The following is a 19,893-nucleotide window of genomic DNA, read 5'->3' on the forward strand; positions in this document are numbered from 1 at the left end:
CCCATCCCACCCCGTGAGGCACTCATGACGAACCTCGGCCGGCTGTACCCCATGCTCGACGGCGTAAAGCTGCCGGACGATCTCCCCTACTCCCAGGTGAGCTCCTGGGAGCTGCGCTTCCTCTACCTCCTCGGCCGCCATCGCCTCACGGGCGAGGACCGGCTGGTCGAACTGGGCTCGGGCGGCGGCGGATCGACGTACGCGCTCGCGCTCGGGCTGCGCGACAGCCCCGTGTTCGACGAGAAGACGGGACGGCTGCACGCGTACGACTTCTTCCACGTCGGCAAGGGCACCTTCGCCACCGAGAAGTTCTTCACCTCCGGCGCCAAGCCCTCGGACGGCGACTCCTCGTTCCTGGACGACTTCCGGGAGCGGCTCAATCCCTTCCTGGGGTTCCTGGAGATCCACGCCGGTGACATCTGGCAGACCTCGGATCCGCACGACACCACGCCGATCGAGTTCCTGCACATCGACATCGCCAAGACGCCCCGGGTCTTCAAGTGCGTGTCCGAGCGCTTCCTGACCCGGCTGCGGCCCGGATCGGTCGTACTGCACCAGGACTTCGCCGGACCCCGGCTGCCGTGGCTGCACTACAGCACGGGCGCGCTGCTGCCGTACATCGAGATAGCCGGCCCGCCGATCCGCTCCACGCTCGCCTTCGAGGTGACGAAGCCGATCCCCGAGCAGGTGCTGAGGACGATCTCCGAGGACGCCTTCACCCTCGACGAGAAGCTGAAGCTGATCTCCGCCGTGCAGGAGCGGATCGACCGCGACCACACCGGCGGGATCCCCTTCAAGTCCGTGCTGGAGCTGGCGAAGGCGTACGTCGCCCACTACGACGGGCGGCACAAGCAGGCCTGGTCCATCGCGCGGAAGCTCACCGATGACGAGTACCTGAGCCGGACCCGCGCCGACCACTTCAAGCAGCTCAGGACGGCGTACGAGAAGGACGGGGGCGGCTCGTCACCGTCGCTGCTGAGGAAGCTGGCGAAGAAGTTCGCGGGCCGCTGAGATTCGCGGGCCGCTGAAAAGCGTGCGGGGCCCCTCACCGTCACCGGTGAGGGGCCCCGCGCGTTCGCTCAGCCGCCCAGGATGACCCTGAGGTCGGCGGCGTTCGCCTCGGTGACCTTCCACAGCTCCTGCTGACGGCCGTGGACGTCCGCGACGGTCGCCGCGTGGTCGCGGAGCAGGTCCTTCGAGCGCTCCACCAGGCGGGCGGCCAGGTGGCGGTCGTGAACCGAGACTCCCCACTCGGGGCGCTCGATGTCGCGCAGGAAGTACGCCATCTTCGGGTGCGAGATCAGGCTGATGATCGGCGTGCCGCAGCCGAACGGGATCATGCCCGCGTGGCCGCGCATGCCGATGACCAGCTTGGTGCGCGCGTACAGATCGCGGATCTCGTCGTTCTCGAAGTCGTACATCGGGATGACCGGCATCGAGATGCCGTGCTCGCGGCGGAGATCGAAGGCGATCTTCTCGTCGTCGAGCGAGTGCGCCACGCACTTGACCTCGGCCAGCTCGCCCAGGTCCCGGACGGCCCGGGCCATCTGGGCCAGGAAGTGGCCGTAGTCGTGGCCGAAGCGCAGGCCCGCGCGGTCGTAGGCGGCGTTGACGAGGATGGTGTCCTCGCGGCGCGCCGGGTCCTGCCAGCCCGGCACCAGCTGACGGGTGACCGTCGTGGGGCAGGGCTGGAAGCGGACCTTGTCGTGCAGGTGCGCCGGGATCATGGCGCGCACCTTCTCGATCGAGCCGTGGTTGCGCAGCCCGAAGAAGGAGGACTTCTCCACCAGGAGCCGCAGCGACTCACGGAACCGGCTCGCGCGGTAGGACTGGCCGTCGAAGGCGTTGAAGCCCACGGCGTACACCGCGATCGGCACGTCGATCCGGCGCATCAGCTCGTCCGGGACGTTCCACTGCCACGCGCTGTTGCCGTTGGGCATGGTGTCCGGGATGAACAGACCGCCACCGCCGATGACCAGACCGCGGCGGGCGTTGACGCGCTCCAGGGCGGCCTCGTCGAACAGCCGGTGGGCGTGGACCGAGTGCCAGCGGCGGGAGGTGGTGTCCGGGCCGAAGGCGCTGCGCACGCTCTCCGGGAGCAGCTTGTCGCCCGCGTTGCCCTGACGGTCCATGTAGAAGGCGACGTGCGCCAGCTGGTCCTCGGGGGCACCCAGCTCCTGGGCCGGGACGGAGGCGGCGCGCTGCGCCCACAGGCGGCTGGAGCGGTGGGTGATGTCGACGGACAGGCCGGCCGTCGCGTACTTCAGCGCTCCGGCGTTGTCGCCGTGCACCCAGGCCATCTGGGCCAGCCGGGCGTAGGCGGTGGCGGCCCGGTTGGGGGCGGCCGTCGCCAGCAGCAGCTGGGCCTTGGCCTCGTCGTAGCGCGAGACGCTCATCAGGGCGTGGCCCAGCACCTCGTGCGGCCAGGCCTCGTCGAGCGGAATGCGGACGCTCTCCAGGACGTCCACGGCGTCCTGGTAGTCACCGGAGGCGATGTGCGCGGCGGCGACCTTGCGGGCGGTCTCGACATCGCCGGTGCGGGCGACGTGGGGGGTGCCGTAGTGCACGATCAGGTCGTGGTGCAGGCCGCCGGACCTGGCGAGGTACTCGGCGTGGAACTCGGCGTCGGACAGCTCGAACTCGCGCCACTTCTCCTCGGCCAGGCTGTACCCGGACTCGCCGCCCTGCCACGGCTTGTGGCGGCCGGTGAAGTGCAGGATCGCGGTGTCCTCGGGAACCGGCAGATCGCCGGACAGGCGCCGCTTGACGAAGTTGTAGCGCGGGTCCAGACGGACGAAGTCGCCGTCCAGGACGGCGTTGAGGATGCCCTGGTCGTGCTTGTCGAGCTCGTAGTCGCCGCTGCGTCCGGTGGCGTCGAGCCGGGCGCAGAACTCGTCGCTCAGGTACTCGCGCTGGATGACCAGCAGACCGGAGTTGAGCTTGTGCTGGCCGTAGAAGAACTGCGGGACGGCCGCGAGGCCCTCGCGCAGCTTCAGCAGTTCGCCGAGGTCACCGAGGACGACCATGTCGGTGTCGAGGGTGATGACGGTGTCGTACTCGCGCAGCCGGAAGACGTCGAGGATGAAGTACGCCTTGCGGACCAGGTAGTTGTCCTGGTCGCCCTTCTTGTACGAGTCGTAGTGCGTGTCGTTGACCCGCTTGAGGACGATCCGCGGGTGCAGGGCGCGGATCTTGGCGATGGAGCCGGGGCGCAGATCGTCGTACAGGACGACGAAGTCCTCGCACACGGTCGGGTTGGACAGGGCGAGGCTGCGCAGCAGGACGAGGAAGCCGGGGAGGTAGTTCTCGTCGACGTAGGACGCGAAGGCCATGCGGCGCTTGCCGGTGAGGGCGGCCGCGTCGGTGACGGGAGCCTGTGTCGCGGACAGGGTGGTCGTGGTCATCGCAGGGATATCCTCATGTCGGTCACGCTCTGGGCCCGCTCCATGACCCATGCCTTCTCGCTGGTGTACTCGTGCACGGAGGTGATGGCGAGCTTCATGGCCTCCTGCACGCGGTAGGCGCCGCTCTCGTAGAAGTCGAAGCCGATCAGGTCGAGCTTCGGGCTGACGTCCAGGAAGTCCAGCAGGTACAGCATGTTGAACCCGGTGGTCGGGATGCCGGACCAGACGTCGGTGGAGAGCTTGCCGATGTTGCGCACGGGCCAGCGCAGCGACTCGTCGCCCAGGTGGGTCTGGGCGCCGGGCACCAGGCGGTTGCGCAGCGACCACTTCCAGTCGCCGGAGACCCCGCCGAAGACGAGCCGGGTGTCGACCTGCTTCTCCCAGTTGAAGCCGTGCTTGTGGATCGTCGCGTGGATGTCCGTACGGCTGCCGGTGTGCCTGGGGTCGATCTTGAAGGAGTTGAAGCGCACCACGAGGTCGTACGCGTCGATCTCGGCGCCCATCGAACTGGTGCCCACCCGGCCGGAGTTGGCGATCAGACAGATCGACTTCCCGGCGATGCGGTTGCGGAACTCACCGAGGCTGATCCACTGCACCCCGCCGACGGTGGGGTCGGCGACCGCGCCGCGCATCCGGCTGCGGCGCTGCTCGGCGTAGAGGGCCAGCACCTCGGTCAGGGCGGTGACATCGGTGTCGAGGGCGATCCGCAGGTCCAGGTACTGGCTGAGCAGGTCCTGGCGGTCGGCGGCCGGGGCGTCCGCCATGGCCAGCAGTGCGCCGACGAGCCGGGGTTCGGCCGCGGCCCAGTCGCCGACGGCGTGCGCCGCGAGGCCCTCGGCCCACACCTCGGTGGTGTCGCCGCGGGTGAACTCCTCGGCGCGCGGGCACTGGCGGCGCAGCACGGCGAGCAGCTCGCGCTCACGGTCGCCCGCCGTGCGCAGGCCGGCGATCCGGGCCTTGACGCCGAAGCCGTCGTCGTCGGTGAGCCCGAGGTACTTCTCGTACGCCTCCAGCGCCTCGGCGTCCTCGCCGAGGGTCTCCATCAGGCGGGCGCGCAGCCGCCAGCCGGCGCGGGAGTTCTTGCGCTGGGCGAGCACGGTGTCGCTGATCACCAGGGCGAGGTTCAGCTCGTCGTCGTAGCCGCACTTGAGCGCCTGGTTGGCGACGGCGAGCAGCGCGTCGAGCAGTTCGTTGCCGATACCCGCGGCGGGGGTCGCGGCGCCCTTGACAGCGCGCTTGAGCAGCGCGGTCGCTCCGGTCGCCGGGGCGGGTGCGGGGGCGGCGGGGGTGGTGCCCCACACGACGAGCAGCTTTCTGAGCTGCTCGGCGAGTTCAATGCGTCGGCGGTCGATGCTGCCGACGACTTTGCCGCTGTGCACCGCGCAGGCACGCAAACAGTCGTCCAGCTCCCCTCCGCGCGCACGTGCCCGTCTGTTCTGGACCCTCGTCATGGCACTCCTGGTTTTCGCCAAGCCAATGCTGTGTTTGCCGCGGTTTGCCGGCGGGTGGGGGGATCTTGAAACCGTCTGATTATCCGTGGGGGGATGCTGAGAAAAATTAGGAAGGCAAAACGACGTTCAGGTGAACTGATAGGTACTACAGGGCTAATCGTTGGCAGGGCACCCAAGACATCCCAGTGATTCGGACTAACGTGCCTAGCTCCACCCTCATGAGGAACACCTGGCAAGGGGAATTTCTGTGACCAGCATGACCGTCCGAACGGTGATCGAGCCGCCGCGGAGGGCGGCCCGGACGGCACCGAGGGAAACCCGGCTACGGGCCCTGGACGGACTGCGACTGGTCGCGGCACTGATGGTGGCGGCCTACCACTACGGCGGACGCGGCGGCGAGGTCACCGCCGCCTGGGGCAGCTCGCCGACGGTCCAGTTCCCCACGCTGCACGAGTTCTTCGCGTACGGCTGTCTCGGCGTCCAGGTCTTCTTCGTCATCAGCGGGTTCGTGATCTGCATGAGCGGCTGGGGACGGCCGCTGAAGTCCTTCTTCGCCTCCCGCGCCTCCCGGCTGCTGCCCGCCTACTGGGTGGCGGTGCTGCTGGTGACGGCGGTGTTCGCGCTGCCGATGGTCGCCTACAAGGCGGTCTCGCCGAGCGACGCGCTGGTCAACCTGACGATGCTGCAGCAGCCGCTGGGCGTCGACCGGGTGCTCGGGGTGTGCTGGACGCTGTGGGCCGAGGTCCGCTTCTACGCCCTGTTCGCGCTGTGCGTGGTCCTGCCCGGCGCCACCAGGCAGCGCGTGATCATGTTCTGCGGGATCTGGACGCTCGCGGCGGTCATCGCCGAGGCCGCGAACGAACCGCTGCTGGACCTGGTCCTGATGCCCGAGTACGCGCCCTTCTTCATCGGCGGTGTCGGCCTCTACCTCGTCCACCGCAACCGGCGGGACGCCTACGCCTGGGGCATCGTCGGGGTCAGCTGGCTGATCGGCCAGCACTACGCGGTGCAGAACCTGTGGCGGGCGCCCAGCCCGGACGCCTTCGCCAACCGCACCTCGTTCGGCATCATGCTGATCGTCACCCTCGGCTTCGTGGCGGTAGCGGCCATCGCGCTCGGCTGGCTGAACTGGGCGAACTGGCGCCGGCTGACCGTGGCCGGGGCGCTGACGTACCCGTTCTACCTGGTGCACGAGCACCTGGGCTGGGTCGTCATCGAGACCCTCCACCAAGACCTCGAACTGTCCTCGTGGGCGACCTTCTCCCTGACGATCGCCTTCATGCTCGCGCTGGCCTGGCTGCTGAACCGTTACGTCGAGAAGCCGCTGACGCCACGCCTCCGAACGGCCCTCACCAAGATGCGCTGAGCGCCGGGCGCGACCAGACTGCGGAGAACCGTTGTTCACCGGACGTTCAGCCCGGTGATGGATTTTCCGGACTTCAGTGAGCAGGCTCGTCGCATGGCCAACGCACAGCAGACCTCCGTACTCCCCGGTGAGCTCGGCGACGTGCCGGGCTGGTTCCCGGCGCTCGACCAGACCTTGTTCACCTGGTTCCTCAGGCGGCAGGAGGCCCTCGGACAGCGGGGGGACCTGCTGGAACTGGGGGCCTACATGGGCAAGAGCGCGATCCTGCTGGGCCGGCATCTGCGCCCCGACGAGACCTTCACGGTCTGCGACCTCTTCGAGAGCGACGCGCCGGACGGGGCGAACCAGGCGGAGGCGTCGAAGTCGTACGCGTCACTGACGCGGCAGGTCTTCGAGCGGAACTACCTGGCGTTCCACGACGATCTGCCCCGGGTGATCCAGGGGCCGAGCTCCCTGATCACGGGGGAGGTCGAGCCGGGCACGTGCCGGTTCGTCCACATCGACGCGTCTCACCTCTACGAGCATGTGTACGACGACATCGGGGCCGCGCGGTCCCTGCTGGTGCCCGACGGGATCGTGGTGCTCGACGACTTCCGGTCCGAGCACACGCCCGGCGTGTCCGTCGCGGCCTGGGAGGCGGTGCTCAACCGAGGGCTGCGGCCGGTGTGTCTGAGCACGCAGAAGCTGTACGGCACGTGGGGGGACCCCGGGCCGGTGCAGGAGGAGTTGCTGGCGATGCTCCGGGCGCGGGAGGACTGCGGTCTGAGCGTGCAGGAGGCGGCGGGGCATCGGCTGGTCCGGGTCCGCTCGCGCGGGATGCAGCCGCCGGCCTTTCCTACCTCTCGGCACTTCGTGCAGCCGGTGGAGGTAGCGGCACCCGTTGCCCCGTCCGCCGGTAAGCCCCGGAGGTCTCGGCCCCGGGCGCTGGCTGTTGATCTACTGCCGCCGATTGTCACTCGGGCTGTGCGGCGGATGCGTCGTCGGCCGCGGGCCGGTGGGGGCTTGGCGCGCAGTTCCCCGCGCCCCTGAGGTAAGTCGCCTCGACCCCCGCCATGACGAGCCGCAGGCCCTCCTCGAAGTGCTCGTCGTAGTTCGCGAAGATCTCCGCGCCCGCCGCTGCCGACAGGGGGAAGTCGGCCAGTAGGTCGGCTCGTTCGTCGGGGACGGGCTTGGGGCCCTGTTCCTCCGTGACGAAGCCGAGGGTGTACGAGTACGTCGTCATCGTCGCCCTGACCGCCTGGGGCAGCGTGAAGCCCGCTGCCGTGAACAGGCCCAGGGTGGCCTCCATCTGCTCGGCGTGTTCGATGCCGGTGAAGCGGGAGCCGCTGAAGACCTTGGCGCCGTCGCGGTAGCCGAGCAGGGCCGCGCGCAGGCCCCGGTTGACCTTCAGCAGGCGTTCCTGCCAGGTGTCGGCCGGGTCCATTGCCGTGCCCGCGATCATCCGCCGGTACATCTCGGTCGCCATCTCGTCCAGCAGCGCCTGCTTGTCCTTGAAGTGCCAGTACAGGGCAGGCGCCTTGACGTCCAGTTCCTTGGCGATGGCGCGCAGGGTCAGGCCGTCGAGACCGACCTCGTTCAGGAGCTCCAGGGCGGCGACGGCGACCCGGCGGCGGTCGAGGGGGGCTCGGCGTTCCGTGTTCACGCTTGACAGCTTAACGGCGTTAAGGCCACTCTCGTCATCGTTGGAACTTAACAGCGTTAAGGAGAGTGGCGTCATGGACGTACTGATCGTGGGCGCGGGGCCGACCGGGCTTGCCCTCGGAGTCGATCTCGCCCGGCGTGGAGTGGACGCGCTGGTGGTGGAGCGGGCCGAGGGGCTGTTCCCCGGCTCCCGGGGGAAGGGGATCCAGCCCCGGACCATGGAGGTGTTCGACGATCTGGGGGTGCTCGGGGCGGTCCGGGCGGCGGGCGGGACCAATCCCGTCGGGATGATCTGGCAGGACGGGCGCCGGGCGGGCGAGCACCGGATGTTCGAGCCAGCCGAGGCGACGGAGGACTCGCCGTACAACGAGCCGTGGATGGTGCCGCAGTGGCGGACGCAGGAGATCCTCTTCGACCGGTTGCGGGAGCTGGGCGGGAAGGTCGGCTTCGGGCGGGAGGTCGTCGGTCTCGAGCAGGACGCCGAGGGCGTGACCGTGCGCTTCGCGAGCGGTCCCGACGTCCGGGCGCGGTACGTGGTCGCGGCCGACGGAGGGCGGTCGACCGTGCGGCGGGCGCTCGGGATCGGGATGGCCGGGGAGACCGTCGATCCGCAGCCGACGCTCGTGGCGGACGTCCGGATCGACGGGCTCGACCGGGAGAACTGGCATGTCTTCCCGCCGAGCGGCGAGGGCGAGGGCTTCCTGGCGATCTGCCCGCTCGCGGGCACCGAGGACTTCCAGGTGGTGGCGCAGTTCCCGGAGGACACGGACGTCGACCTCTCCCTGGAGGGGATCCGCAAGACCGTGAGCGCTCGCTCCCACATCGCCCCCGAGGCCGTCACCGAGGTCCGGTGGGCCTCGGACTTCCGGCCCCGGGCGGCCCTCGCGGACGCCTTCCGCGCCGGGCGCGTCTTCCTCGCCGGGGACGCCGCGCACATCCACTCCCCGGCCGGCGGACAGGGCCTGAACACCAGCGTGCAGGACGCCTACAACCTGGGCTGGAAGCTCGGGGCGGTCCTGCGGGCGGGGGCGGACGCGGGGCTGCTCGGCACCTATGAGGAGGAGCGCCGGCCGATCGCCGCGCAGATGCTGTGCCTGTCGACGAGCGTGCACCGCGGGGAGACCCGGCGCGGCGAGGCGACCCGCCAACTGGGCCTGGGGTACCGCGACTCGTCCCTCACCACGGAGACCCGTACCGCACCGGGTCCGCTCCGGGCGGGCGACCGCGCACCCGACGGCACCCTGGACGGCGTACGGCTGTTCGACGCGTTCCGGGGGCCGCACTGGACGCTGGTGGCCGTGGGCGTCCCGGCACCCGGGCTGCCGGGGGCGGTACGGGCCGTCAGCGGGCCGGAGCAGGCGTCGTACGGGAAGGGGCTGTTCCTGGTGCGGCCGGACGGCTATGTCGGCTGGGCGGGTGACACGGGTGACACGCTGCCCGCCTATCTGACACGCGTGGGCTTCTGATCACGGGCCGGGGGCCGGCCTCTGATCACGCGCCACTGGCCAGCGACAGCTTCACCGCGAAGCCGAAGAACAGCGCGCCCGCCGCCGAAGTGGCCCCCGCCGACAGCCGCTTGCGGCGCCGGAAGGCGGCGGCCAGCTTGGTGCCGCTGAATATCAGCGCGCTCAGGTACAGGAAGCTCGCGACCTGGGCGAAGGCGCCGAGGACGACGAAGGACAGCGCCGGGTAGGCGTACCCCGGATCGACGAACTGCACGAAGAAGGCGACGAAGAACAGGATCGCCTTGGGGTTGAGCAGGCTGATCACGAACGCCCTGCGGTAGGGCCGCTCGTCACCGGCGGGCGCCTGGGCGTCCTCCAGCGCCTGCTCCCGCCGGGCCCGCCACATCCCCCACGCGGCCCGCAGCATCCCGACCGCCAGCCAGGTCAGATAGCCGGCGCCGGCGTACTTCACGATGCCGAACAGCAGCGCGTTCGTCTGGAGCAGCGAGGCCACTCCGGCCGCGGACAGGGTCATCAGCACGGTGTCCCCGCACCACACGCCGGCCGCGGCGGTGTACCCGGCGCGAACGCCCTTGCGGGCGGCCACGGACAGCACGTACAGCGAGTTGGGACCGGGCAGCAGGACGATCAGGATCAGGCCCGCGAGATAGGTGGGGAGGTCGATGACACCGAACATGGAAAGGAGTGTCGCACGGGGGTACGACACTCCGATTCCGGGTTTCGCGGGCCGAGACGGTCAGCCGCTCAGAAGGCGTCCGAGGGCACGTAGGTACCCCAGATCTCCCGCAGCGCGTTGCACACCTCGCCCACCGTCGCGCGGGCGCGCAGGGCGTCCTTCATCGGGTACAGGACGTTGTCCTCGCCCTCCGCCGCCTTCTTGAGCGCCGCGAGCGCGGAGTCCACCGCCTCCTGGTCCCGCTCGGCCCGCAGCTTCGCCAGCCGCTCCGCCTGCTGGGCCTCGATCGCCGGGTCCACGCGCAGCGGCTCGTACGGCTCTTCCTCGTCCAGCTGGAAGCGGTTGACGCCGACCACGACCCGCTCGCCGGAGTCGGTCTCCTGGGCGATGCGGTAGGCGCTGCGCTCGATCTCGTTCTTCTGGAAGCCGTGTTCGATGGCGGTGACCGCGCCGCCGAGGTCCTCGACCTTCTTCATCAGCTCAAGGGCCGCCGCCTCGACGTCGTCGGTCATCTTCTCGATGACGTAGGAGCCGGCGAAGGGGTCGACGGTCGCCGTCACGTCCGTCTCGTAGGCCAGCACCTGCTGGGTCCGCAGGGCCAGCCGGGCGCTCTTGTCGGTCGGGAGGGCGATGGCCTCGTCGAAGGAGTTGGTGTGCAGCGACTGGGTGCCGCCCAGCACCGCCCCGAGGCCCTGCACGGCCACGCGGACCAGGTTCACCTCGGGCTGCTGGGCCGTCAGCTGCACGCCCGCGGTCTGCGTGTGGAAGCGCAGCATCAGGGACTTGGGGTTCTTCGCGCCGAACTCCTCCCGCATCACCCGCGCCCAGATCCGGCGGGCCGCGCGGAACTTGGCGACCTCCTCCAGGATCGTCGTACGGGCCACGAAGAAGAAGGACAGGCGGGGCGCGAAGTCGTCGACGTCCATGCCCGCCGCGACCGCCGTGCGGACGTACTCGATGCCGTCCGCGAGGGTGAACGCGATCTCCTGCGCGGGGGAGGCGCCCGCCTCGGCCATGTGGTAGCCGGAGATCGAGATCGTGTTCCACTTCGGGATCTCGGCCTTGCAGTACTTGAAGATGTCGGCGATCAGCCGCAGGGACGGCTTCGGCGGGAAGATGTACGTGCCGCGGGCGATGTACTCCTTCAGCACGTCGTTCTGGATCGTGCCGGTCAGCTTGTCCGCGCTGACGCCCTGCTCCTCGGCGACGAGTTGGTACAGCAGGAGCAGCAGGGCCGCCGGCGCGTTGATCGTCATCGACGTCGAGACCTTGTCCAGCGGGATGCCGCCGAACAGCACCCGCATGTCGTCGACCGAGTCGATGGCGACGCCGACCTTGCCGACCTCGCCGTGCGCGATCGGCGCGTCGGAGTCGTGGCCCATCTGGGTGGGCAGGTCGAAGGCGACCGACAGGCCCATCGTGCCGTTGGCGATCAGCTGCTTGTACCGGGCGTTGGACTCCGTCGCCGTGCCGAAACCGGCGTACTGACGCATCGTCCAGGGGCGGCCGGTGTACATCGACGGGTACACGCCCCGGGTGAAGGGGTACGACCCCGGTTCGCCCAGCTTCTCGGCCGCGTCCCAGCCCGCCAGGTCATCCGGCCCGTAGACCGGCTCGATGGGCAGTCCGGACTCCGACTCGCGCGCCATGGTGTGTTGCCTCCCGCCGAGCTGTCGCTCGCTGCTTACTCACTGGTACAGACCGACCCTTCGACGGACTGTAGCGGCGTGACGCACACCCGGAGGAGTGCAGCACGCTGGGACCTTGCTCACAGCCGGGATGCGGCCCCGGTCACAGGTCCCGGGCCCGGCTGCCGGACACGGTTGCCGGACACGGTTGCCGGACAGGTCCCGGTCACCACGATGCACCGCCGTTCGCAACCAGTCATCCGCGGGGAGCATCCATAAGGACATCGGCGGCAGTGGGGGTCGGATGGGAAGCAAGAGGAGATCGACGGGCGTGCTCGCCTCGGCGGCGGCGCTCGCGGTCGTGTGCGCCGGCTGCACGGTCGAGGCGGCGGAGGGGGACGGGCGCTCCCCGATCCGCATCGAACTCCCCAGCGGCAAGCCGTCCGGCACGCCGTCCGGCACGCCGTCCAGGTCACCGGACGACGCCAAGCCGAGCCGTTCGCCCTCCCCCGAGCCGCCCGAGGTGCTCTGGTCGCGCGGTGACACCGGCCGGGACGTCCGCGAGCTCCAGGCCCGGCTGCGCCAGGTCGCCTGGCTCTTCGACGGGCCGACCGGGACGTACGACGATCTGACCGAGCGGGCGGTCAAGGGGTTCCAGGGCAAGCGCGGGCTGCCACGGACCGGTGAGACGGACTCCGTCACCTGGCAGCGGCTGCTGAAGATGACGCGGGAGCCCGGGAAGTGGGATCTGTACCTGATGGGCGGGCAGCCGGCCGCCGAGCCCGATCCCCGCTGTCTGACGGGCCGGGTGCTGTGCATCGACAAGACGAGCCGCACCCTGCGCTGGATGGTCGGCGGCCGGACGCTCACCACGGTGGCGGTGCGCTTCGGCTCGGAGTACACGCCGACCCGGGAGGGCGTGTTCCGGGTCTACTGGAAGTCCCGGTACCACCACTCCACGCTCTACGACTCGCCGATGCCGTACGCGATGTTCTTCAGCGGGGGCCAGGCCGTGCACTTCTCCTCGGACTTCGCGGCCCGCGGGTACGCCGGGGCCTCGCACGGGTGCGTCAACATCAGGGACGAGGCCGCCATCGCGGAGCTGTTCGCGCAGGTGAGGAACGGCGACAAGGTCGTCGTCTCCTGGTAGCCGCAGGGCTTACGGGGTGAGTGTGGGGCGCGGACGGGACCGGGGGAACGTGTCCCGCCCGCGCCAGGTGCACGAGCCGTAGGTACGGGGGGAACCCCGGCTCAGTGCAACGGCCGATGACCAGTCGGCTCACTGAATACTGCGCCGGGATCGGCGAAAACGTCACACCCCGCGCGAAAAAAGTTAAGCGGCTTACAAAACCGCAGGTCAGTGGGCGTGTCGTCGTGCGGACCCGCAGCTCACAGCGCTGAGTACGTCGGGGTCGGTGAGGTGGCCGGGGCAGCCGGGTCCACAGGGGCCGGGGACACCGGCGGGGTCACGGGGGCGGCGCCGTCGGTGCGGCGCTCGGGACGGCCGTGGCCGTCGCCCTTGCCGTTGCCCTTCCCGTCGCCCTTGCCGTCGCCGTCCTCGTCGTCCTCGTCGTCGCCCTTGCCCTTGTCCTCGATTCCGCCGTCGCCCTTCTCGGCGTCGCCGTCACCGGCGCCCATGCCGTCGGCGAGCAGGCCCTGGCAGTACGTCGACACGCGCTTGGGGCCGCCCGCCGCGCCTTCCAGGGCCTTGCGCACGTCGTCCGACAGGCGCCTGCCCTCGCGCAGGTCGCGGCAGGCCGAGCCGGTGGCGCCCTTCCACCAGCCGTCGGCGTGGTCCTCCGCGTCACCGGCCGTGGCTCCGGGGTCGGGGCTCTGCCGGGAGGGGTCCGGGCGCTCGGGCGGTGCGCTCGCGTCGTCGGGCACGGTCTCGCTCTCGAGCGATTCCTTCGCGGACGGCGACACCAGCGGCTGTTCGGGCGCCGGTACGGCGGCCGAGACCGAGGCGGCGGGGGCCACCGGTTCGTCACCGTCGAAGGGTGTGGGCAGCACTCCGGTTCCGGCCGCGACCGCGACCCCGCCGACCATGCCGACGGCGAGCGCGGCGGCGAGGCCCAGGCGCACCGGGCGGGCCCAGCGGGACGGGCGGGCGCCGCGCTCGGGGGCGCCGATGCGGACGAGTCCGGCGTCGGAGGCGTCGGGGCGGGGGCGGTGACCGAGGGCCGCGGAGGTGTCGGCGCGTTCGGCGCGGGCGGCGCGGAAGGCGGCCAGCGCGGCGGCCTCGCCGGGGAGTTCGGCGCTGGTCGGCGGGGGTTCGTGGGCGAGTGCCTCAAGCGTCTTGGCGAGGCGTTCCGCCTGGTCCCGGTCGGCCGCGTCGACAGCGTCCAGTGGCTCTCCGTTCAGCAGACGTTCCGCCGTCTCCCGGTCCAGCCATCTGTACTGCTCGTCGGCCATCACACATCCTTCTGCGTCCGCGCACGCGTATGCGTCACACTGGCGGACGTCACCGCGCGGTCACGCGGTTCTCGCTGGGCCGGCAGGGCGTCGAGGACGCCGGCCGATTCCGGATCGGTCTGCTGGCGGTCGCCAAGGAGTTCGGCGAGCCGTTTCAGACCCCGGTGCGCCGCGGTGCGTACCGCGCCCGGGCGTTTGCCCAGGGTCGCCGCGGCGGACTTCGCGTCGAGGCCCACGACCACGCGCAGGACGACGGCCTCGGCCTGGTCCTGCGGCAGCCGGGCGATCAGGGAGAGGGTGCTGTCGGTCGCCAGGGACTCGATGGCCTCGCCCGCGGTGTCGGACTCGGCGGCCCGGCCGGTCAGTTCCGTCTCGTCGCCGCCTATGGCGGGGCGGCGGCCGCGCATGCGTATGTGGTCCAGCGCGCGGTTGCGGGCTATCCGGGCGGCCCAGCCGCGGAAGCGGTCGGCGTCCCCGTCAAAGCGATCCAGGTCGCGGGCTATCTGCAGCCAGGACTCCGACGCCACGTCCTCGGCATCCGGGTCGCCGACCAGCGTCCGTACGTATCCGAGCAGCCGCGGATGCACCGAGCGGTACACAGTCCGGAACGCGGTCTCGTCCCCGTCCTGTGCCGCAAGCAGCGCGGCCGTCAGCTCCGCGTCGTCCCCCAGCACTCGGTACCTCGGTAGATGGTCGGGTGGATGGCCCCGGCTCGGCGGCCCGCCGACGGGTTCGGTGCACATTGAACTTTCCCCGTCCGGCGCGAAAGGCACGTTACGACCTGAAACCGCTGCTCGTCCATGTCCGTACAAGGTGCAACCCACTCGGGACGGCCCGGGGTGTGACAGAAAACGCACTCATGGCGCTGTAGGAAGTACGGGCCGCCGCGCGGCCCGTGCCGCGCGACGGCCGGGGCCTCTCCTGTGGGGGGTGGCGGCCCCGGCCGTTGCCTCGGCGGTGAAGTCCGGGTCCCGCCGCGTCAGTTCTTCTCGGACGCCTTCGCGCTCTTCTCGGACGCCTTGGCGCGGCCCTTGCCCTTCTCGTGGCCCGGCTCGCTCTTCGTCCTCTCCTCCGCCAGCCGCTCCGCGCAGTACACCGCGACCTTCTCCTCGCCGCCCGCGGCCTCGACCAGCCGCTGCCAGGCCGTCGATGCCAGCGCCTTGCCGTTGCCCGCCACCTGGTCGTACGCCCGGCACTTGGCCTCGATGTCCTGGGCGGTGGCCGGACGGTCGGCCGGGACGTGGGTGCCCTTCGGTGCTGAGGCGCCCGGCCGGACGGGGCCGTGGGAGGACGGCGAGGAGGTGCCGCGGTCCTCGGGGGAGCCGGCGGAATCGGTCGACGACCCCGTCGTACCGATCGCGGCGAAGGCGGCCCCGCCGAGGGCGAGGCTCGCGAGGAACAGGGAGAGCGTGGCCCGCAACGAGCGGGCGGTACGACGGCGGGTCCGGGGCCGCCAGTCGTCCCGGCGCCGGGTGCGGGCCCGGTGCGCGCCCGCGTCCCGGGCGGCCTGGAAGGCGGCGACGGCGCGCCGCTCGCGCTCGCCGTCCACCTCGGCCGGGCGCATGGCGGCGGCGAGCAGCGCCTCCAGTTCGTGGCGGGTGCCGGCGTCGTGGGAGGCGGGCACGTCAGGGTGCGCAGGCCGACGGCCGGCGGCCCCGCCGTCGCTCAGCTGTTCACCCATGTCCGCTTCCGTTCCTGTCCGACACGTGTCCGAGGGTCCCCGCGGGTCGTACGCCCGCGCTTCCCTCTTCGTTCATTCCGACTCCCCCAGCGTTCGGGGGTCGTCATCCGTCACACCTTCCACGCCGAGCCTGCTCGCCAGGCGCTTCAGACCCCGGTACGCGGCGGTGCGCACCGCGCCCGGGCGTTTGCCGAGGACCCGGGCGGCCGCCGGGCCGTCCAGCCCCACGACCACCCGCAGCAGCACGGCCTCGGCCTGGTCCCGCGGCAACTCGCGGACCAGGTCCAGCGCGCGCTCGGTGGACATGGACTCCAGTGCCTGGTCGTGCGTGCTGTGCGGTCCCGGCAGATCGAGCACGTCCTGTTCGGTCGCCGTGGCCCGCGGCCGTACCCGCTGCCTGCGCAGATGGTCCAACGCCCGGTGCCGGGCGATGGTCGCGGTCCAGCCCCGGAACCCCGCTCCGTCGCCCTTGAACCGCCCGAGGTCCCGGGCGATCTCCAGCCAGGCGTCGGAGGCCACGTCCTCGGCGTCGTCGCCGACGATGCCGCGCAGGTAGCCGAGCAGTCCGGGCTGCACGATCCGGTAGGCGACCGCGAAGGCCGCCTCGTCGCCCTCCTGCGCCCGCGCGACGGCCGCGCCCAGCTCCCCGTCGTACGCGTGCGTGCGACGGGGTTCCGCTCTCTGGCCCAAGTACTGTCCTCGTCCGAACCGAGTTCACGGCGGGTCCGTGCCCCCGTGGCACACCCCGCCCTCACGATCAACAGCGCCGGGCTTCACAGAAGTGTCACAGCGAGCGCGCTTCCCTCACCCGGCTCAGGCCACGACCCGCCGCGCCCGGCCGTGCAGGGTCAGGTAGAAGGTCTGCAACGACTCCTCGGGGCCGCCGGTGTCGAAGCGGTTGTGGACCTTGCCGAGCGGATTCCAGACCCGGCCGTCCGGCATCCGCACGCCGACCGGCTGGCCGAACCAGTCCCGCTGGTGCGCGTCGAGGTCGACCCAGACCGCGCCCGCCCGGCGCACCAGCACCTCACCGACGTACGCGCCGAGGCCGAAGAGCGTCTCGCGGGCCCGGTCGCCGTCGGCGCCGCCCTTGCGCAGGCCGTCGATGAGGAAGTCGACGATTCTGAGGCTGGCCACGGAATAGTCCAGCGGGAGCCGGCCCCGGACGGCGACCCGCGCGACGAAGGCCGCCGCGCACCCACGCATCCGGCCCGCGTGGGCCACCCGCTCGTGCGCCTGGTCCATCGGCCCCACCCCTCCGCTCGGTCGCGGGGGAACCTTTTCGACTCCCCCACCGCGTCCAGCGGATCCGGTCACACGAGCATCACAGGTCCCGGATGTGGTCATGGACACACAGAAAATGCGTGTCCTCGTACAACCATGTGGACGGGTGACGTTCGGCGCGGTCCCGACGCTAAGGGGAGAGCACGCCTGTTACAGGTGTGGCGATCGTGTCCAACCAATAGGGGTGGGGTAGTTGAGTCCTCGTAGGACCCATGCGTACAAGCCGCTCAGTCTCGGGCGACGAGCCTGGCTGACCGTCGGGGCGGTCGTGCTGAGCGGGGCGGGAGTCGTCACGTACGCGATGGCCGATCAGTCCTCGCCCTCCGACGACAAAGCCGGCGAGCGCGAGCCGTCGGTGCACACGCTGAAGCTGCAGAACGAGGGCGGGGGCCGCAAGGGCCTCGACAAGCGGGGCACCGACCAGTTCAGCGCGGTCGTGGTGACTTGGGACGACCCCGAGGCGAAGACCAAGGGCACGCCCGAGGTGCGGACCCGGGACGCCGAGACGGGCGAGTGGTCCGGGTGGCAGGAACTGGTCCTGGAGCCGAGCCAGGCCGACGGTGCCGAGGCCGAGCGGGCCGCGCTGCGCGGCGGTACGGAGTCGGTGTGGACCGGTGAGTCCGACGGCATCGAGGTGCGGGTGGTGAACGCCGACGGTACCGAGATCGGCGGCCAGCCCGCGGGGATGGACGTGAAGCTGCTCGACCCGGGCACGGACCCGCAGGGCGGGATCGAGCCCGCCGCGTTCGCGGCGGAGACCACCTCTCCCGCCCCGACCTCGGCCGCTCCCACGGAGACCGTGACCGGCTCCCCGTCGCCGACGACCTCGGCGTCCGCGACTGACTCCACGACCCCGACCGGCTCGGCGTCCCCGACCGGCTCGGCGTCCCCGACCGGCTCGGCGTCCCCGACGGCGACCTCGACGGTCCCGGCGCCCCGTCCCTCGACGGTCGTCAAGCCCCCGATCATCACGCAGGCCGAGTGGGGCGCGTCCACGGACTACAACGGCACGCCGAGCTACGGCACCGACATCAAGGCCGCCGTCATCCACCACACCGGTGTCGACAGCGACAACACGCTCTCCTGCGCCGAGTCCGCGGCCCGGATGCGCACGATCCAGCAGGCGCACTTCGGTCAGGACTACTTCGACGTCGGCTACAACTTCGTCGTCGACAAGTGCGGCCAGATCTTCGAGGGCCGCAGCGGCGGCATGGACCTGCCGGTGACCGGCGCGCACGACGCCGGCTTCAACACCGACACGCTCGGCATCTCCTACATCGGCAACTTCGAGTCGGCGAAGCCGAGCAAGGCGGCCCTCGACGCCATCGCGCGGGTCGTGGCGTGGAAGTTCGGGATGTACGGCATCGACCCGACCGGCAAGGTCACGCTGACCTCGCGGGCGCCCTTGAACTACAGCGGCAACAAGGTCGCCGAGGGCCGGCAGATCACCCTGCCGCGGGTGTTCGGGCACAAGGACACCAACGCCACGGCCTGCCCCGGCCTCAACCTCTACCCCAAGCTCGGCAGCATCGCCTCGCTCGCCAAGACCCCGGGCATCTCGCACGCCCTGGCCACCACCGACGTCAACCGCGACGGCGTCAGCGACCTGGTCGCCGGCACGCCCAAGGCGAACCGCGTCACCGTGGTCCCGGGCGGGATCGACGGCCCCGCCACGGCGGCGCGGATCAGCTTCACCCAGAACACCGCGGGCGTCCCCGGCACGTCGGAGACCGGTGACTCCTTCGGCGCCGCGACCGCATGGGGCGACGTCAACGGCGACGGCCACGCCGACCTCGCGATCGGCTCCCCCGGCGAGGACGACACCAGCGGCAACGCCGACCGCGGCCAGGTCACGGTGTTGTACGGCCCGGCCCTCAACACCGGTTACTCGTTCACCACGTCCGGCGTCACCGCGGCCGGCGCCAAGCTCGGTTCGGCGGTCACCGTCGGCGACTTCAACGGCGACGGCAAGGCGGACGTCTTCTCCGCGGGCACCGGCAAGGGCGGCAGCTACCACGTCCGGCTCACCGGCGGCTCGACGACGTACGGCGCCCTCACCACCGCCACCGGCGCGATCGCGTACCTCGACGCCGCGACCGGCGACTTCAACCGGGACGGCTACGCGGATGTCGCCCTCAACTACCGCGACAGCGGCGGCATCGGCCGCGTGGTCCGCTTCGCGGGCTCGGCGAACGGTCTGACCAAGGCCGGGGTGCTCTCGGTCAAGGGCGGCCGCTCGATAGCCGCCGGCGACTTCAACGGCAACGGCTACGACGACATCGTCATCGGCCAGCCGGTCGCCTCGGAGTCGGGCGCCATCTCGGGCGGGCAGATCACCATGCTGTTCGGCACGTCGACCGGGTTCACCACCACCGGGATGAAGGTCGTCCACCAGGACACCGCGGGCGTCCCGGGCGGCAACGAGTCCGGCGACTCCTTCGGCATCTCCGTCTCGGCCGGGGACTTCAACGCCGACGGCTACGCCGACGTCCTGACCGGCGCCCGCGGCGAGGACCTCACCCGCAGCGGCGCCAACTACGCCAACGCGGGCACCGTGGTCCTGGTCAGGGGCGGCTCCGCCGGGCTCACCGGCACCGGCTCGGTGGCGGTCTCGCAGGACACGACGAACGTCCCCGGCAGCGCGGAGGCGGGCGACCTGTTCGGTACGTCCGTGTCGCTGACCGACCTGTCCGGCTACGGCCGCGCCGACGTCACGGTCGGCGCCGACGGCGAGGACGGCACGGACGGCATCCTGCTGCACATCCCGAGCAACAGCACGGGCCTCGGCTACGGCGACTCGCTCATCTACAGCAAGACCACCCTGGGCACGCCGACGGACGGCGGGCTGGGGCAGGTGCTCGCGTCCTGACGGCGAGCAGCGAGA

At 71.0% G+C, this 19,893-nt stretch carries 16 protein-coding genes; 6 read left to right on the forward strand and 10 right to left on the reverse strand.

The features are described from left to right. The first annotated feature begins 24 nt into the window (after window positions 1–24). Window positions 25–1,011: an O-methyltransferase gene (locus tag AC068Z_RS02625; RefSeq protein WP_478551582.1), complete on the forward strand. Its 987-nt coding sequence runs from the start codon at window positions 25–27 to the stop codon at window positions 1,009–1,011. Window positions 1,012–1,079: 68 nt separating this feature from the next. Here the strand turns inward: AC068Z_RS02625 and AC068Z_RS02630 are convergent, their stop codons facing one another. Together AC068Z_RS02630 and AC068Z_RS02635 are read right to left on the reverse strand one after the other, a co-directional pair. Continuing rightward, window positions 1,080–3,404 carry a glycosyltransferase gene (locus AC068Z_RS02630; protein WP_478551584.1) on the reverse strand — a complete coding sequence of 775 codons (2,325 nt, stop codon included), beginning with the start codon at window positions 3,402–3,404 and terminating at the stop codon, window positions 1,080–1,082. Next, the gene (locus AC068Z_RS02635; RefSeq protein WP_478551586.1) at window positions 3,401–4,855 is read right to left on the reverse strand and encodes a glycosyltransferase family 29 protein; all 1,455 of its coding nucleotides are present in this window, start codon (window positions 4,853–4,855) and stop codon (window positions 3,401–3,403) included. The genes AC068Z_RS02630 and AC068Z_RS02635 overlap by 4 nt, the downstream gene beginning before the upstream one ends. 256 nt (window positions 4,856–5,111) lie before the next feature. On the opposite strand from AC068Z_RS02635, the gene AC068Z_RS02640 reads away from it, so the two are divergent. Both AC068Z_RS02640 and AC068Z_RS02645 read left to right on the forward strand, forming a co-directional pair. Continuing rightward, a complete protein-coding gene (locus tag AC068Z_RS02640) occupies window positions 5,112–6,221 on the forward strand; it encodes an acyltransferase family protein (protein ID WP_478551588.1) in 1,110 nt (369 codons plus the stop codon). A 93-nt stretch (window positions 6,222–6,314) separates the two neighbouring features. After that, the gene (locus AC068Z_RS02645) at window positions 6,315–7,250 is read left to right on the forward strand and encodes a class I SAM-dependent methyltransferase (protein ID WP_478551590.1); all 936 of its coding nucleotides are present in this window, start codon (window positions 6,315–6,317) and stop codon (window positions 7,248–7,250) included. Here AC068Z_RS02645 and AC068Z_RS02650 read toward each other — a convergent pair. Then, the gene (locus AC068Z_RS02650) at window positions 7,174–7,863 is read right to left on the reverse strand and encodes a TetR/AcrR family transcriptional regulator C-terminal domain-containing protein (protein WP_478551592.1); all 690 of its coding nucleotides are present in this window, start codon (window positions 7,861–7,863) and stop codon (window positions 7,174–7,176) included. The genes AC068Z_RS02645 and AC068Z_RS02650 overlap by 77 nt on opposite strands. A gap of 73 nt (window positions 7,864–7,936) precedes the next feature. Between AC068Z_RS02650 and AC068Z_RS02655 the strand changes: the two genes are divergently transcribed. Next, window positions 7,937–9,328, forward strand: coding sequence for an FAD-dependent oxidoreductase (locus AC068Z_RS02655; protein ID WP_478551594.1), 1,392 nt, complete (start codon window positions 7,937–7,939; stop codon window positions 9,326–9,328). A 25-nt stretch (window positions 9,329–9,353) separates the two neighbouring features. On the opposite strand, the gene leuE is transcribed toward AC068Z_RS02655, so the two are convergent. Next, window positions 9,354–10,004: a leucine efflux protein LeuE gene (leuE, locus tag AC068Z_RS02660; protein ID WP_478551596.1), complete on the reverse strand. Its 651-nt coding sequence runs from the start codon at window positions 10,002–10,004 to the stop codon at window positions 9,354–9,356. Window positions 10,005–10,072: 68 nt separating this feature from the next. After that, a complete protein-coding gene (locus AC068Z_RS02665) occupies window positions 10,073–11,653 on the reverse strand; it encodes an acyl-CoA mutase large subunit family protein (protein WP_478551598.1) in 1,581 nt (526 codons plus the stop codon). Window positions 11,654–11,936: 283 nt separating this feature from the next. Here AC068Z_RS02665 and AC068Z_RS02670 point away from each other — a divergent pair, with 283 nt between their 5' ends. Further along, entirely contained in the window at window positions 11,937–12,782 is an 846-nt protein-coding gene (locus AC068Z_RS02670) for a L,D-transpeptidase family protein (RefSeq protein ID WP_478551600.1), read from the forward strand. A gap of 239 nt (window positions 12,783–13,021) precedes the next feature. Here the strand turns inward: AC068Z_RS02670 and AC068Z_RS02675 are convergent, their stop codons facing one another. The 5 genes from AC068Z_RS02675 to AC068Z_RS02695 all read right to left on the reverse strand — a co-directional run bounded on the left by AC068Z_RS02675 (window position 13,022) and on the right by AC068Z_RS02695 (window position 16,970). Then, window positions 13,022–14,044, reverse strand: coding sequence for a hypothetical protein (locus AC068Z_RS02675; RefSeq protein WP_478551602.1), 1,023 nt, complete (start codon window positions 14,042–14,044; stop codon window positions 13,022–13,024). Further along, complete coding sequence (locus AC068Z_RS02680) at window positions 14,044–14,718, reverse strand: RNA polymerase sigma factor (RefSeq protein WP_478551604.1); 675 nt, start codon at window positions 14,716–14,718, stop codon at window positions 14,044–14,046. Before AC068Z_RS02680 ends, AC068Z_RS02675 begins: the two co-directional genes overlap by 1 nt. A gap of 305 nt (window positions 14,719–15,023) precedes the next feature. Then, window positions 15,024–15,725, reverse strand: a complete 702-nt coding sequence (locus AC068Z_RS02685; protein ID WP_478551606.1) for a hypothetical protein — start codon at window positions 15,723–15,725, stop codon at window positions 15,024–15,026. A 72-nt stretch (window positions 15,726–15,797) separates the two neighbouring features. Then, on the reverse strand, window positions 15,798–16,415 hold the full coding sequence (locus AC068Z_RS02690; RefSeq protein WP_478551608.1) for an RNA polymerase sigma factor: 618 nt from the start codon (window positions 16,413–16,415) through the stop codon (window positions 15,798–15,800). 123 nt (window positions 16,416–16,538) lie between these two features. Next, window positions 16,539–16,970, reverse strand: coding sequence for a hypothetical protein (locus AC068Z_RS02695; protein WP_478551609.1), 432 nt, complete (start codon window positions 16,968–16,970; stop codon window positions 16,539–16,541). 232 nt (window positions 16,971–17,202) lie between these two features. Here AC068Z_RS02695 and AC068Z_RS02700 point away from each other — a divergent pair, with 232 nt between their 5' ends. Continuing rightward, the gene (locus AC068Z_RS02700; protein ID WP_478551611.1) at window positions 17,203–19,878 is read left to right on the forward strand and encodes an FG-GAP-like repeat-containing protein; all 2,676 of its coding nucleotides are present in this window, start codon (window positions 17,203–17,205) and stop codon (window positions 19,876–19,878) included. Window positions 19,879–19,893: the final 15 nt, after the last annotated feature.

The sequence above is a fragment of the Streptomyces sp. NPDC043726 genome, assembly GCF_056436565.1.

Coding starts and splice junctions, on each gene's coding strand:
- AC068Z_RS02625 (WP_478551582.1), top strand. CDS start 25: ATGACGAACCTCGGCCGGCTGTACCCCATGCTCGACGGCGTAAAGCTG.
- AC068Z_RS02630 (WP_478551584.1), bottom strand. CDS start 3,404: ATGACCACGACCACCCTGTCCGCGACACAGGCTCCCGTCACCGACGCG.
- AC068Z_RS02635 (WP_478551586.1), bottom strand. CDS start 4,855: ATGACGAGGGTCCAGAACAGACGGGCACGTGCGCGCGGAGGGGAGCTG.
- AC068Z_RS02640 (WP_478551588.1), top strand. CDS start 5,112: ATGACCGTCCGAACGGTGATCGAGCCGCCGCGGAGGGCGGCCCGGACG.
- AC068Z_RS02645 (WP_478551590.1), top strand. CDS start 6,315: ATGGCCAACGCACAGCAGACCTCCGTACTCCCCGGTGAGCTCGGCGAC.
- AC068Z_RS02655 (WP_478551594.1), top strand. CDS start 7,937: ATGGACGTACTGATCGTGGGCGCGGGGCCGACCGGGCTTGCCCTCGGA.
- leuE (WP_478551596.1), bottom strand. CDS start 10,004: ATGTTCGGTGTCATCGACCTCCCCACCTATCTCGCGGGCCTGATCCTG.
- AC068Z_RS02665 (WP_478551598.1), bottom strand. CDS start 11,653: ATGGCGCGCGAGTCGGAGTCCGGACTGCCCATCGAGCCGGTCTACGGG.
- AC068Z_RS02670 (WP_478551600.1), top strand. CDS start 11,937: ATGGGAAGCAAGAGGAGATCGACGGGCGTGCTCGCCTCGGCGGCGGCG.
- AC068Z_RS02675 (WP_478551602.1), bottom strand. CDS start 14,044: ATGGCCGACGAGCAGTACAGATGGCTGGACCGGGAGACGGCGGAACGT.
- AC068Z_RS02685 (WP_478551606.1), bottom strand. CDS start 15,725: ATGGGTGAACAGCTGAGCGACGGCGGGGCCGCCGGCCGTCGGCCTGCG.
- AC068Z_RS02695 (WP_478551609.1), bottom strand. CDS start 16,970: ATGGACCAGGCGCACGAGCGGGTGGCCCACGCGGGCCGGATGCGTGGG.